The sequence below is a fragment of the Bilifractor sp. LCP21S3_A7 genome (assembly GCF_052118825.1).
Classification (GTDB): Bacteria; Bacillota; Clostridia; order Lachnospirales; family Lachnospiraceae; genus Bilifractor.
In genome coordinates this window covers 19788-34694 of sequence record NZ_JBQKGL010000014.1, presented here as the reverse complement: position 1 = coordinate 34694, position 14907 = coordinate 19788, and the positions used below count along the sequence as shown (strand labels likewise).

12 protein-coding genes are annotated in these 14907 nt (G+C 43.9%); all 12 read right to left on the bottom strand.

The genetic code is table 11. The annotated features are described in order from the left end of the window. Position 1: 1 nt before the first annotated feature. The 12 genes from ACTQ1O_RS12080 to ACTQ1O_RS12025 all read right to left on the bottom strand — a co-directional run bounded on the left by ACTQ1O_RS12080 (position 2) and on the right by ACTQ1O_RS12025 (position 14778). Positions 2 to 1111: an EpsG family protein gene (locus ACTQ1O_RS12080; RefSeq protein WP_441487471.1), complete on the bottom strand. Its 1110-nt coding sequence runs from the start codon at positions 1109 to 1111 to the stop codon at positions 2 to 4. Continuing rightward, positions 1089 to 2084 carry a glycosyltransferase gene (locus tag ACTQ1O_RS12075; RefSeq protein ID WP_441487470.1) on the bottom strand — a complete coding sequence of 332 codons (996 nt, stop codon included), beginning with the start codon at positions 2082 to 2084 and terminating at the stop codon, positions 1089 to 1091. Before ACTQ1O_RS12075 ends, ACTQ1O_RS12080 begins: the two co-directional genes overlap by 23 nt. Beyond that, entirely contained in the window at positions 2081 to 2872 is a 792-nt protein-coding gene (locus tag ACTQ1O_RS12070; protein ID WP_441487469.1) for a glycosyltransferase family 2 protein, read from the bottom strand. The genes ACTQ1O_RS12075 and ACTQ1O_RS12070 overlap by 4 nt, the downstream gene beginning before the upstream one ends. A 38-nt stretch (positions 2873 to 2910) precedes the next feature. Next, positions 2911 to 3495 carry a DapH/DapD/GlmU-related protein gene (locus ACTQ1O_RS12065; protein WP_441487468.1) on the bottom strand — a complete coding sequence of 195 codons (585 nt, stop codon included), beginning with the start codon at positions 3493 to 3495 and terminating at the stop codon, positions 2911 to 2913. 1 nt (position 3496) lies between these two features. Beyond that, the gene (locus ACTQ1O_RS12060) at positions 3497 to 4339 is read right to left on the bottom strand and encodes an NAD-dependent epimerase/dehydratase family protein (protein WP_441487467.1); all 843 of its coding nucleotides are present in this window, start codon (positions 4337 to 4339) and stop codon (positions 3497 to 3499) included. Positions 4340 to 4396: 57 nt separating this feature from the next. Beyond that, a complete protein-coding gene (locus ACTQ1O_RS12055; protein WP_441487466.1) occupies positions 4397 to 7360 on the bottom strand; it encodes a sugar transferase in 2964 nt (987 codons plus the stop codon). Positions 7361 to 7578: 218 nt separating this feature from the next. Further along, complete coding sequence (locus tag ACTQ1O_RS12050; protein ID WP_441487465.1) at positions 7579 to 9537, bottom strand: polysaccharide biosynthesis protein; 1959 nt, start codon at positions 9535 to 9537, stop codon at positions 7579 to 7581. A 222-nt stretch (positions 9538 to 9759) separates the two neighbouring features. After that, positions 9760 to 10695 (bottom strand): hypothetical protein, encoded by a 936-nt coding sequence (locus ACTQ1O_RS12045; RefSeq protein ID WP_441487464.1) that lies wholly within the window; start codon positions 10693 to 10695, stop codon positions 9760 to 9762. A gap of 83 nt (positions 10696 to 10778) precedes the next feature. After that, positions 10779 to 11513 (bottom strand): CpsB/CapC family capsule biosynthesis tyrosine phosphatase, encoded by a 735-nt coding sequence (locus ACTQ1O_RS12040; protein WP_441487463.1) that lies wholly within the window; start codon positions 11511 to 11513, stop codon positions 10779 to 10781. Between the two features lie 2 nt (positions 11514 to 11515). After that, the gene (locus ACTQ1O_RS12035; RefSeq protein WP_441487462.1) at positions 11516 to 12247 is read right to left on the bottom strand and encodes a CpsD/CapB family tyrosine-protein kinase; all 732 of its coding nucleotides are present in this window, start codon (positions 12245 to 12247) and stop codon (positions 11516 to 11518) included. After that, a complete protein-coding gene (locus tag ACTQ1O_RS12030; RefSeq protein WP_441487461.1) occupies positions 12247 to 13071 on the bottom strand; it encodes a YveK family protein in 825 nt (274 codons plus the stop codon). Before ACTQ1O_RS12030 ends, ACTQ1O_RS12035 begins: the two co-directional genes overlap by 1 nt. Positions 13072 to 13221: 150 nt before the next feature. After that, a complete protein-coding gene (locus ACTQ1O_RS12025) occupies positions 13222 to 14778 on the bottom strand; it encodes an LCP family protein (protein ID WP_441487460.1) in 1557 nt (518 codons plus the stop codon). Positions 14779 to 14907: the final 129 nt, after the last annotated feature.

The following is a 14907-nucleotide window of genomic DNA, read 5'->3' as shown; positions in this document are numbered from 1 at the left end:
GTTATCCCTTCAATTTGAATTGATAATTCATAATATCTCCTGTTTTTTCTATGTAATATTGATAAATAAAATATAAAACGCAAAATAATAGCACTATATATCTAGCTTTCTTTTTTCGTGCACTAGATAAAATCATATCGTAAGCAGAACCGAACAATAAAACTTGCAAAATATAGAAACAGTTTGCAAATCTATAATAATAAAAGTTAATATAAGACAAAAGCCTGACTATAATTGCTGTAACCCCAACAGAAATAGCCTGTGTATTTCTATTTACTTTCCAATCTTTTCCTGTAACATCAATCTGATACAAAAGATAACAGTAAATAGCAAAAGGAATGTTTACAATAAAAACTCCTAATCCAAATCTGATTTCAGAAGTGCCAATATATGATTCTAGCCTCTGACCAAAGAAATTTATGTCACTTACATTTTTTAAGTAAAGAGCAAAACCAAATAAGCATATAACAAATATAGTATAGATCCACGGAACATATTTTGCATTTTTATATCCCCAATATATTAAAAGGAGACCTACAAAAGCGATGATAGTTACATTATGTATTAAAACAGCCACTAAAAAAGAAATTAGCGATAACTTATTATGATCACCGCTCAATGCCGCAGAGTATGCCAAAAGCAAAAAGGACAAAGCAAATGATTCTCTAACAGTATTCAAGCTAGCGGGAAAAAAAACAAACAGATAAACTGTCATACCCGATACAATGCCAATCCAATCATTTTGAAAATATATTTTTAATGCTTGATTTACCACTATCAATTCTATAAGAATGTAGAGGAAGAAAGTTAATAATATATTGCCGCTAATACGTCCTACAAAATATAGTAATCCATTAATTGGTTCAGTAATGTTGAAAATGTTTTCTGAAATATTGTAATAATAATTAAAAAAATCCGTCCCAACATTCCACCGAAAACCAAAAGTGATACTTAAAATCCCTAGGGAAATTACTAAAAATGCTCTTTTTTTGGAATAATGATTTCCATACTTTATCATAAAACCCGGATTGTGATATAGATCATAAAAGATGATTGCCACAAATATTACTATACAATAAAAAATTAAGCTACTGACTCTTCCAAGCATCATGTTTTTTCCTAAAAGCAGTAAATAAAGTACAAAACATTTCTAAAGGCATTAACGAAAAAATATAAATTAGATAATCTTTGTTTGAAATCCATCTGTCATACTTCAAAAGTCCAATTTGTTTTTTTAATTCATATACCTTTCTTTTTAAAAATAACATTTCTTCACTTTGGTATGTGATCCTATCCATACAGCAATCAGATAACATATACAAACATGAACGATATTCATGAAATAATGCGTATCTCTTGTATTTGTCATCTGTTCTAGATATCACGTAATCATGAGCTTCCAGAACCTTTAATTTTTCTGACAATTTTTTATTATGTACAATACTGTTTTCTCGCTGAACATAAAAATATATAACTTTATTTAAATTAATTACTCTTGGTTTTTTTAAACAGACATCATAGCTAAATGCTATGTCCTCGTTAGTCATTTTTTCTTGAAACTTTAGTCCTTTTATGAATTTGTGCGAATATAATTTATTCCATACATATGTTTTAAAATTTTTTGTTTTAAAATACTCAAGTGTAATGTCGTTTTCAATCACACCTTCTTTTATTTTATCAATTTTATAATAACCATTAGAATAGTAATAGCATGCTTCTCCTTGAACTATATCTACATCATTTATGGAAGATACTATCACTAGATTATTAATAGCGTTTTTATCTAAATAATCATCTCCATCAAGGAAAAAAATATATTCTCCAATGGCCTTTTTGAGTCCAAAATTTCTCGCTGAACTCAATCCACCATTTTCTTTATGAAATATCTTTATTCGGTTGTCCTTAATTTGTTTGATTTTTTGTATGCTGTTATCCGTAGATCCATCATCTACAACGATAATTTCTAAATTATTGTAGCTTTGAGTTACAACGCTTTTTATACATTTAACAATATAATTTTCAATATTATAAACCGGGATAATAATACTGACTATATTTTTTTTGAATTCTTGATCTGTATTCATCTTTTATCCACCATTTTTACAATGATGCGCCTAATATACTTAACGCATTCAAAAATAGAAGAAAAGACAAAAGTTGTGGCATTAATATAATTCAATTTATAAGCATTTTTTATCATTTCTAGATTCCCTTCGTGCATACGTCTTAAATTGCCAGATAGACCACTAACGCCAAATGCTCTTTTTCCTCCTCCACATTTAACAAGAGGAAGCGAAGTGTAATAAAGTCCAGTTTTTTGTGCTAGTGAAATAAAAAAAAGGCCTTCTTCTGCGAAATGTATATTCTCAGGAAACCATGAATTGTCATGAAAAATTGTTTTATCAAATACAAGCGAAGGTGTACAGGGCCAATTTTTAAAGCAATAAAGAGAAGCCGTCATCATATATATTTTTTTTGAGTATTTTTTTCCAATCTTTATTTCTTCCCCAACTCTATTAGAACCTAGAGCTCTAATATTTACATTATTTTCAAGAATGCAGTCCTGTATTTCAATTTTATTAGTATCCCATTCATCATCACAATCAAGTAATGCAATAAAATCAGTCTTTGCTGCTCTGATACCTACATTTCTAGCCGCCGCAGGCCCTGAATTCTTTTGATTAATCAAAAGAATTTTATCATTTGTTTGCTGTAATTTTAACACAATAAATTCAGATTTATCGCAAGATCCATCGTTTACAATAATGATCTGCTTTATTAAATCATATCTAGTTTGTTTAATTACTGAATCAATAGCCCTTGTAATAGTTTTTTCACCATTATAAACAGGAATTACAACAGTATAATTCATTTAAATCTATCCCTTACCCTTAATGAAGACCTTTCTTTTCACTTTATTGATATCCATGTTTTATTATCGTCGTCCCATTTTTTTATAACTTCTGCTGGACATCCTGCAATGATTGAACCTTTTATAAAATTCTTATTAACAACCGAATTAGCCCCAATAATACAGCCGTCACCAATTTCAACACCTGCTAGGATCACTGCATTTTCTCCAATCCAAACATTATTGCCTATTTTAACAGGTGCTGTTGTCAATTTTCTTCTATTTGGAACTACATCAGGGCTATCTTGCTCTTCCCCTTTATAAGACCCATGGTTTGTATCAGAAATAAAAATTTTAGAAGCCATTAGCACATTATTACCAATTTCTACCTTATCGGTTGCGACAATGTGAACATAGTCTCCTATCTCGCAATTATTTCCTATAAATAGTGTTACTTTATTTTTATTAAGAAGATCAAACCTACATCCATGTCCTAATGTTAGGTTTTTTCCATACCGTAAACTCTTTTTACCACGTATATATACTGGCCTTCTAATTAGTCGCGCACCAGGATAAAATATTTTTGTGTCTATGAATGCAAACACATTTTCAATAAACTCGGATGCAGTATATTGGTTCCTCAACTTATTGTTTCTCCAATCTCTTTGACTTCTCAATCATTCGTATCTTAAAGTCATCGCCCCAGATAGCCTTTGAATCATATGGGCGGTCAGGAAATTTGCCATAATCAAGTTTGATGTCAAACCTATTTTCTTTAATGAATCGCTCTACGCGATCAGCAAGCTTCTCCGGTCTACCTGAACAGATATTAATCGCGCCGTTAATCTCTCTCTGCTCCACACTGTCTGCCACATACTTGCAAAACACGTCGTAATCAAGGAAATCAAACTGATTCAGACCCATTGTAAATGGGAACTCTTTCTGTCCCTTATGTGCTGCCTGGACTATCTTTGAGAAGATACTGCTACCATCTTCGGTATTACCTACGATGTAAAATCCTCTTAGCCATTGAAATATTGTCTTATTCTCCTTGCATTTCAAGTCCAGCAGTTCTCTCAATGCATTCTTGCTTATGCCATATAAGCTCTGAGGATTGCAAGGTGTGGATTCGTTTATGCTTCCCTCATAGAATCCAATCTCATGCATAGATCCCATGCAGGCAACCTGTTTACAACCTGATTCTATAATCTTACAGAGAAACTTATAATGTTTCGGGAGATCATTGATGTGGTTCACGGACTTATGTACAAATCCATCTCTCCATGCCATATGAAGAACCGCATCCGGCTTTCCAAAATACTCATACGGATCATCAACATTGAAAAGGTCTGCACACTTGATTTCCGATCTCTTATCAATCAGATTGTCTCCGAAGTCAGTGGCGACAACTTCTATACCATCATCCAAGAGTTGCTTAACAACTCCTTTTCCAAGGTATCCGTTTGCACCTGTAACTAAAATTCTCATTAACTTTCCAACTCCTTAGTATACTTTCCGCGAACTGGTCATTCAGTACAAAAGAGATTACTTCAAAACTTCCAGGATCCAGTTCCTCAATGAATACTTACCATAGAGGTTTTCATCCAGTTCCTCATACGGCTTTTTAAACCAATCCATATCCACAACTGGATTTTCTCGATCGATTACCAAAATATTATTGGGATTGTAGAAATCGTAATTAACTATGTCTTTATTTGTTGTGATAAACTTTCTCCTCAGTCCAAGTATCTCGATACTGCGCATTGTAAGGCCATGCTGTCCTCTATTCTCAACGTCCATCACACAGCGAGAGTCCGCATACGTCTGGTAAAGTGTCTCGAACGGAAGCATCTCGTAGTGAACATCCGATTCTTCTACATTCTTGAAATTAGGATTTGAAAGCCTGTTCTTAAGGAACACTAGCTTATGTGGCATAAAGAAATAATGGAATGTCCTTAAACCCTGCTCTTCACATTGACTCATTACTTCCTTAACAATGCGGATACGATCATCATGTCCTGTACCAATAAAGCTCAAATCATATTTCAGATCGCTGCTATTCGCATCCTTAATATCATTTGGAAGGTATGCGTCGTAATAATAAAGAGGCAGAAATTCAATCTTTCCTTTATTTGCTTCATAATCAATTCGGTCAAATGTATAAACCTTATCGTATAACGGCCATTTTTCTTCTATTCCAACGGTATTCTGCTTGTGAAGGCCATCCCACATATAAAGAATCATCTTCGCATGAGGGAAGTAAGACCTCATCAGATTAAGAGATTCAGCCGGAGTATATTCTCCACGTATAGAAAGAATGTAATCATAATCACGATTCTTAAGAGCCTCGAGTACAGTCTTGTAATAATCATTTATTACTTTCTCATAGAAGCCCATATGAAGGCGTCCCAGAGTTTTTGATACAAATCCCTCATTCGGCTTATCGTGGATATAATCAACTTCTGCACCCAGCTCCTGTATTTCCTTGATCATTCCATCAGGATAGCCAGGAAGAGCAATAAGTAAAACTTTCTTGCCTTCTAAAGATGTGAGTTTATTGTCTGGGAATGAAGATGTGAGTGATGGTGATTCAGTCAATTCGATGCTCATCTCAAGATTATATTTCTGATAGTCAAGTTTTTCGTACTTACTTAGCCCCTCATCATAGCTATTATTCCCGAAGGCTTTGTCTACCAATCCGCTTACTTTTCCCGGAACATGACCAGCGAGAACAACTACTGGATTTAATACCTTCTGGATGAGAATGTGGTGCCCTGTGACTTCCGCAATCTTCTTAACCATATCAGCAGTCCTTGTAAATTCGCCATTCTGCGGCATGAAGATGAGTGACTGCGGTGCTTCTAATCCATCCTCTCTACAAACATTGCTCAGGCACATCTGACTCAAGAACTCGCACAAGTTCCCGATATAAAGCATGCTCCGCTTATTCTCTACATCCGGGAATACTGGAAGTTTATCCGCCAATTTCGCTAGTGTCGGGTAATTTCCCTTACTCCCCTTACCATAAATCATAGGTGGCCGGATGATAGCAACCTTCATTGTTGAATCAGCTATTGAACGAATACCCTTATCGGCCTGCCATTTCGAATCTCCGTAGAAATTTGCTGGGGAAGGCACAGTGTGGCGATCTATGATTTTTTCCTGCCCATACGGAGCAGAATCGCCATAAACGATCATCGAAGACATAAAAACAAAGAGACCAGTTTTTCCGCTCTCTTCTAGTGCAGCTTTATATCTACGGGCCGTATCTACAGCAAGATCGGTATTAACCTTGTAATACTTTTCCTTCGTTGCATCGTCAACGTGTCCCACATCTGCATGTGCTATGCCTGCAAGGTGATACACAATGTCAAAATTGGCAAGTTGGTCAAGTGTAAGACTGTCTAACTCAGACTTACCATTCTCACCGGGCAGTGTATCAACGGTCGTAAAAGTGAAGTTATCACAGTAGTGCTCTGTTGCGTATTTGACAAAGCTCTCACCGATGTAGCTTCCTGATCCAACGATGAGTATATTCTTATGAGCGTTGTGATTAACAGTGAACTTGTAATCACATGCGAAATGTTCTTCAGGATCCTGTTCTGGCACGCCTTCTCTCAGTTTACCTTTTGTAGATCCAGCCATAGCTCCTGTCCCGCCTTCAACTACAGAATCATCACCGTTAAACACGTGAATACTCCCCGCGAAGCATTTTGAATCCATTTTAAGAGCTTCTGTACCGCCGGCTTTGAGTGACTTCGTGTACACTCCATCAAGCATCGATTTATCCGCTATAGACAACTCATCTCTTCCATTGATCTGCGCCCAGCCAGTAAGCCCTGGCTTCACATCGTTTGCTCCGACTTTGTCCCGCTCAGCTACTAGCACATCCTGATTCCACAGGGCTGGACGAGGACCAATGACACTCATATTCCCGACGAAGATATCCCAGATCTGCGGAAGCTCATCAAGACTGTGCTTTCTGATGAAACCGCCGACTTTTGTAATGTATTGCTCCGGATTTTCGAGCATATGCGTCGGCACATCATGCGGTGTGCTCATTTTCATGGAACGGAATTTATGGAGCTTAAAATACTGCTTATCCTGTCCTACTCTCTTCTGAGTGAACAGCACGGGACCCGGATCTTCAATTTTAATAGCGAGCGCTATTGTTCCCATAACAGGAGCCAGCACAACTAAACCTCCAAAAGAGAGTGCTTTATCTATAGCCCGTTTACCATACTTCTCATATGCAGACTTGTGTCGTGTGAGAGCATTGGACTCGCCTGTGGCTTTCAGATGACCGGATTTTCCATCGGCGTTCTCCTTATCATTCTCGTCTGTTACAAACTGGACAGACTTGCCCTGCATTGGATTCTGCTGATCAGGATCGTTCTTATAGGTCGAATCTGCCTTCTCCTTCTTTGCAATAACATCAAGAAGGACATATGTAGCACCAAGCGCAATGGCGGTGCCTCTTATGATTTTCTTAGCTTTATCTTTGTCCATCTGCTCTTCTCTGTGTTCAGCCTCCCGGCTGCTGGAGTGTCATCTTATTGTTTAAAATCCCGGGTGCAACTTATCCCTCTTTGGACAATAATACTTATTAACTAGCGAACAATATTATCACGCAATAAGCCCTTCATTAGAATAACACTAATACCCACTCAAGTAAAGCGTAACCATTGGGTATGCAATCTCTGCTTACATGGATGTTCTTCCTGCTTTCAGGAAGCAATTACGCCCTGAGACTGATCTACATGTTCGAGATCCGGCTTATAAGTTGTGACAACTTCAGATACCACTCTCTTCATCTCCATCGGTTCTACTTCCTGTTTACTTACCTGATCCAGCCTGTGGATCTGCTGCAGGAAAAGTTCGTCATCCATTTCTATCGGATGTCCGATATGAATCAGTTTGTTCGGGGTATCCTTCATTCCCTCCTCGTCCATGAGAAGTTCCTCATAGAGCTTTTCTCCGGGACGGAGGCCGGTGTACACGATCTTGATATCCACATCCGGCTGGAATCCGGACAGGCGGATGAGTTTTCTGGCCATATCGTCGATCCGTACCGGTTTTCCCATATCGAGTACAAAGATTTCTCCGCCCTTTGCATAAATGGATGCCTCGAGAACAAGGGATACTGCTTCAGGAATCGTCATGAAGTAACGGATGATGTTCTTGTCCGTGACTGTGACCGGGCCGCCTTTAGCGATCTGCTCCTTGAAGAGCGGAATCACCGATCCGTTGGATCCGAGGACATTTCCGAAACGTACGGCCATGAAGGTGGTACCGGGATATTTGCGGTCCATCATCTGTATGATCATCTCACACATCCGCTTCGTGGCGCCCATCAGAGAGGTCGGATTGACGGCCTTGTCCGTGGAGATCAGAAGGAATCTCTTCACTCCGTGCTCGGCAGCCGCTTTTGCCAGCTTGTATGTTCCCATGACATTGTTTTTGATCGCCTCGCAGGGGCTGTTCTCCATCAGCGGCACATGCTTGTGAGCAGCCGCGTGGTAGATCATTTCCGGATGATAAGTTTCAAGGACACTGTTGATCCGGGAGGTATTGCGGACGGAGCCGATCAGAGTAACCAGATTCAGCTTGTCTCCGTATTTCCGGATCAGCTCCTGCTGAATAGCGTAGGCATTGTTCTCATAGATGTCGAAGATGATCAGCTGCTTCGGGTTTGCCGATGCGATCTGACGGCAGAGCTCGGATCCGATGGATCCGCCGCCACCGGTTACCATAACTACTTTTCCCTCGATCGTCTTCTTGATCTCGGTGAGATTGATCTTGACCTCGTCTCTGCCAAGCAGATCCTCGATCTGAACGTCACGGAGCCTGGATACCTGTACGTCGCCGTTTACGATCTGATAGATCCCGGGTACAATCTGAAGTTTGCATCCGGTCTCCTGACAGATATTCAGAATGCTGATCCGGTCTTCATTGGATGCGCTCGGTATGGCTACGATAATGATGTCGATTCCGTATTTTCGGGCGAGCTCCGGAATATCGTACCGGTTTCCCTCAATGCAGTGCCCCTCCAGATACCGCCCAAGCTTTGTGGGATTGTCGTCTACAATTGTGCAGATCTGGTAATTGCTGTGACCTCCCAGCCGAAAGTCATTGATCAGCTCCTTGGCCGACTGTCCGGCGCCTACGATCATGACACGTTTCTTTCTGTCGTCCGGCTTTTCGTTTTTCCTCTTTGCTGCCACGTAGCGGATCATCCGGTATCCGAAGCGGATGGCAACGCAGAACAGCAGAGATATGATATACCCCATCACAGCCACACTACGCGGGATTTCCACTCCTGCCGGCCAGGAAATGAGATTCTCGACCAGAAGCGCAGCTGCCAGAATCAAATAGGCGATGATGATGTGATAGGCCTCTGAGATGCTGGCGTATCTCCAGATGCTCTGGTACAGGTGGCATGCGCGGTACACGATCAGCGTCGTCGCGCAGATAATTGGAAACAGGATAAGAAGATGTTGCAGATAATTCAGCGGTATCTTCGAAAACTGAAAATCGAATCTCAGCCACAGCGAGAAGAAATACGCGATAAATGTGGCGATGATATCCGCCGCAAATATCAGCTTCACCCGCATCTTGTACCTGGAATCTTCACGGAGTTGGCTGCCGTTCGTGCTTCCTTCTTTCTTGTCTCCAGTAGATGTCATAATTCTCTCCTTCATTTGCTTCATTCATTTCAAATCAGATATCTGATATTCTTCCAGGAGATCTGTTCCGTCTGACCTGTTTTGTCTTCTTCTTCTATTTATAAAAGTATGCCGGATCACCTTGTCAAAAGTTACATCAATGACAGAAGTACGCAGCGGTCAGTAATTATACGATTCATACTATTTACATTACAAATACACCGCGTATTTGTGCATGATCCGTCAGCTGATATAGCCAAGCTCCTTCAGTTTGTTGAAGATCGTCTGAGCAATCTGCTGTCTTCCATCGTTGGTCATCATCGATGCGGTCACGGTGCTGTTCAGGCTGATGTAGTGATTGCCGAATGCCTGGGTCATGGCCGTGTCATAGGCGCTGTGATCGGTCCAGTCGGACGGGTAGGATCCCAGAACCAGGTAGTCCCTGGTTCCGTTCTCATAAGTATCTAGAACCGCCTTTTCCTGTTCAATCAGCTCGTTCAGGTCATTTCCCCAGCCTCCGTGGTATCCCATGGTAAGAACCGGAAGATAGGATTTGTCGTCACGATCCTTGAGATATTCACTGAGATCCGCACGGACGATGGTGTCGTAACTGTCGGTCAGACCATTCTGCGTGTGATTGTTGATGTAGTTCTGAACAGTCTGCTGGTCGATACCTGCGAGGGACATCTGGGAAAGGGTTCCCGCCATGTCCCAGGTATCATCCTCCACCGTCATGTCGGAGCCTGCCGCCTGAAGAAGGGACTGCAGCTTTGCCGGATAACCGTTTGCCTTGTCCGCGTCATCCTCCATGTAGCTGTCGCCGCGGATACTGATGGCGGTGTAGCTGGTCTTCTCATTCTTTGTGTCAGATGCGGATGACGAGGAGACGGAAGCTGCAGATACAGCGGATACAGAAGAGGAGGAAGAGGCCGACGACGAGGCCGTGCTGTCTGTTTCTTCCGGTGCTGCGCTGTCTGAAGCGGAGGATCCCGAGACAACGGTCGTCTCATAAGTGTTGTTTCCATCCTGCATCATCGCCTGCGCTGCCTTTGTCTCCAGTTCCTTCGTTGTTTTCTTCTGCTGGATATGGCTTACCATCAGAAGCGCTGCAAGGACCAGCGCCAGAACGACACAGCATAGTGTCGTTAGAAATTTTTCAAATCCCGAATCATGATTCATCGCTTTTCCTGCTCCTCCTCATTTAAATTTAATTGATCGTATCCGCCCGGGTGCAGAGAATGTCTGACTGATATAGAACCCTGTTATTCCATTGCCGCCTGATAGATGGCCGCATTGTTCTCCAGAATCTCGTCCGACTGTCTTCCGAGGTGTTCCTTTCGCAGTATCTCCAGGCCGTTCTTCATATTCGGACACCGGCTGTCGAGATTATGAGAGTCGGTTCCGAGGATCTGGGTGATACCGTTTCGCACCATGGTCACCGCGCGGTGGCGGCTGCTTCGATGCAGCAGGGCACCGGCGTTCATCTGGATCAGGACATCCATCTCCAGAAGTTCCCCGATGGCGTCCTCTCCCGCGTATTCCGGAAAACGCTCCAGGTGCGCGATGACCGGCCGGATTCCGTTTGCGATCAGGACGCGGACATCCCGGAGCACGCCGGAGGTCCACTTCTCAAAAGGCATTTCCAGCAACAGATAGCGGGAATGACCCATGCAGAGTTTTTCCAGATCCGGGTCACAGACCAGTCCGTTGTGGTAGGCTGCTTCCGCTCCGAGTCCGATCCTGCCTTCCCAATCAGGCAGTTCTTCTTCGATCCAGCCCTGCAGCTTATCAAATGCTCTCTTTCGCCTCGCAAGAAAGTCAGAGATAGACTCGGTCGGATAATAATGCGGAGTGGCAATCAGTCCCTCGCAGCCCTGCCGGATCTCCTCCCGGATCATGCCAGCGGACATCTGTAGATCTCTGGCGCCGTCATCCATGCCCGGCAGAATATGCAGATGCAGATCATAAAATGGTTTCTTTTCCTGTCTGAACAGCATAATTACTTCTTGTAATACCCCTTGTAATAGCTCTTGTAATAATGGCCTCCTTCCGAGGTCACGTCGTTGTATACAAAACCGAGAATCTTTGCCTCCGCCAGATGGAGCTGTGCCAGCGCGTCCTCCAAAGCGGGTATTTCGGTCACCTGATGCCGCACAGCTACGAGGAAACCGTCGGCGTATCGGGAGATGATCGACGCATCAGCTACTGAAGTGACAGGAGGAAGGTCGATCAGGATATAGTCGTAGAGCTTCCGGAACTGCTCGATCAGTACCTTCATCTGATTGGACTGTAAGAGCCAGGTCGGGTCCGGCGGGATGTTTCCTGCCGGAAGGACATCGAGACCATTCCTTACGTTTCTTCGGAGGGCTTCCGAGATCTGCGCGCTGCCGATCAGGGTATCGGAAAGGCCCGGTACCGAGCGTATCTCCAGCTTTGTGCCTACCGTCGGCAGACGGAGGTCACATTCGATCAGGAGCACCTTCTTGTTGAGCTGTGCGAAGGAAATGGCTGTGTTGATACAGATCGTGGATTTGCCGTCGTGCTGCTGGGCGCTGCTCACCGCAATGACCTTGCACCCTGTTCCCGGAAGGGAGAAGGTGATATTGGTACGGAGTGCCTTGTAGGCTTCCTGAATCGGCCACGGAGACTTGTCGGAAAGGATCAGCTTTGTCTCTGATTTTTCGATGGAATTAGAACGTCCGGACGTTCTTCTGCTGTCAAATACTCCCATTATTTGCGGTCTCCTTTCCTGTTCTGTGCACGATAGTAATATCTTTCCCGGCCAGTGTTACCCTTCGCCGCCTGCTCGTAGTTCGGAATCGTTCCAATGATGGAAAAACCGAACCGGGACTCCAGCTCCTGGGCGTCCTTCACGCGGGTGTCCGTCAGGCTGCGGACAACGACGATGATCATCATCAGCAGCATACCGATGATGAAGCCAACCGCGACGTTTTTCGTCACACTGGGGCTGTACTGCTGCGTCGCCATGACCGGTGCGGTCACCACCTTCATGGAGGAACCTTCTACGATGTTGGCAATGTAGTCCGGAGCGATCTCGGCGATGGCCTTGGAGAGATGATAGGATTCCTCGGCGGAACCGGTGATTACGTAGACCGTTACAAGCTGTGTGTTCTGCTCGATGTCGATCGTGATATCACCGGATATGTCCTTATACTCGTATTTGGAATCGAGACCTGCCTTCTTGAGTGCATCCTCAATAACCGGACGGCTCTTCATGATGGATGCGTAGGTGTAAGTAAGACTCTGCGCGGCACTCACGTCTCCACTCTGCAATGTCTGCGTATCCTCACTGCTGCTCGTACGGTTGTTGACGAAAGCGGTGAAGTAGGAGCGGTACGTTGGCTTGATGGCGAACATGGTCACAGCCAGTGTGATAATGGCAAACGCGAGTGCGACCAGCAGGATCTTTCCGAAGTTTGCTCCGATCGTCCGGAATACGTCTGTCAGATTGATCTGAATAACGTTATCATCCGGCTGTCCGCCCTGGATCGGCACGTTTCCGGTCGTTCCGGTCCGTTTACTGTTGTCTTCCATTCTCTTTTTCCTCCATCTCTCAGTGTGTGTCTATGTATTTATTTATCTCTGTATTTATTTATCTCTGTATTTCTTTGTAACAGTATTTCTCTGGTTTTGTCTTAAATTGTTTCTGCCTTAATACATTTCTGTACTTATCTTTTCACCGTCTTATCCAATATCTGAATCACTCAGCGTCTCCCCGTTCATCACTTTGTCGATCAGATCGGCGCCCTTCTGCACCATATCCTTGTTCTCATACATGACATAAGCCTTCATGCTGGGCATGGAATAGGTATATTCTGATCCGCCCGTTCCGGTGACGGCATAGGACTTCACATTCCAGGAACGGTTGTCATCGATCTGCATCTTCACAAGGGAGGCAATGTCATCGGAAGTGAGGTTGGTAACGAACATGCCCTGAAGGCTGTCGAGGACCTCATTGTAATGAAGCAGCAGATTCGTGCTGTCCCCGGTGATCTTATGGATGACGGCAGTGATGACGCGCATCTGGTTTCTGCCGCGCTCATTGTCTCCGGAGCTGAAGGAGTACCGCTCCCGTGCGAAGACGAGAGCCTGTGCGCCGTCCATGGTGTTCGGCCCCTCTTTGAAGGAATAGCCGTCCGCCTCAAACGCCTGCGGTGAATCCACGGTGATGCCGCCGATGGCGTCGATCAGCGTCTCAAATCCGGTGAAGTTGATCTGCCCGTAGTAATCCACATCTTCCTGATACAGATCGGCGAGTCCCTTCATGGATACATCGATGCCATAGATGCCGAGGTGAGTCAGCTTGTCGAGCTGGCCGCCTCCGGCGGGGTTCGGGATGTAATAATCCCGGGGCGTATTCAGAAGCAGGATCTGCCGCGTCTGGGGATTGACTGCCATCAGGATGTTCACGTCGCTGCGGCTGGTGTCAAGCATTTGGCTTCGTGTGTCTGAGCCGCTGATGTAGACGACGAACGGATCCTTGGTGATGTCGGAATTCGCCGCCTTCTGGTTGAGTTCCGTCTTCTCGTCAGAGCCTGAAGATGATGCTGACAGCCCGGTGTCACTTGCATCGATGGTCTCGGTTTTCTCCACCGGGATCTCGCAGAGAAGCCGTGTCTTGTCGGAAAAGTCCGCGTACTGCTCTGTGTCGGTAAGTGCGCTGGTGTAGGCTTCGTTCATGATTATTGCCTGGACGCTTTTATCATACAGAGCCTGCGCGTTCTCGGTCATGGAAGGACGTGACACCGTCTCAATCTTTGAACCGAGATCGTTCTCTATGGACTTTACTGCCTGTGTGGTGTTGTCCTGGTCATAATCGGCCATGATGCCGAAGCTGTAGTTCTGTGCGTCCTGAATGCTCTGGGCCTTGTCATCCTTGAGCACATAGACGCCGACCATCGCCTGCAGTGTTGTCTTTGTCGTTGTAACCGTCTGTACCGTCTCATCCACCTTGTACATCACAAGGGAAGCCGCGAGAGAGCCCACGGCCATGACTGCCGCGAGCACACAGGCGATAATCCTCCGAACTTTCCGGGCTCTGTGTGGTCCGTGGCCCAGACCTGCGAATAAAAGCAGGCACGACAAAAGGACCATTGCTGCAAGTACAGCCACGGCTGCCATTACATATTTATCCGGCAGCATGTTCAGCCAGATCAGCCGGTACGCAGCGAATGCCTCCAGTACAACCTGAACGGTAAGAACACTGCATGCGATCGGAAGCCACTTCTTTTTTGGTAACATAAAAACTGCTTTCCCCCTAACCATGACTCATCCGGACAGAACAGATAAGAATGTCCATGAAAAGCCAAAATATCACAATGCTTTTATTTTACTCCTATACTCTTTTATCATGCAACCGAAAATTTATTA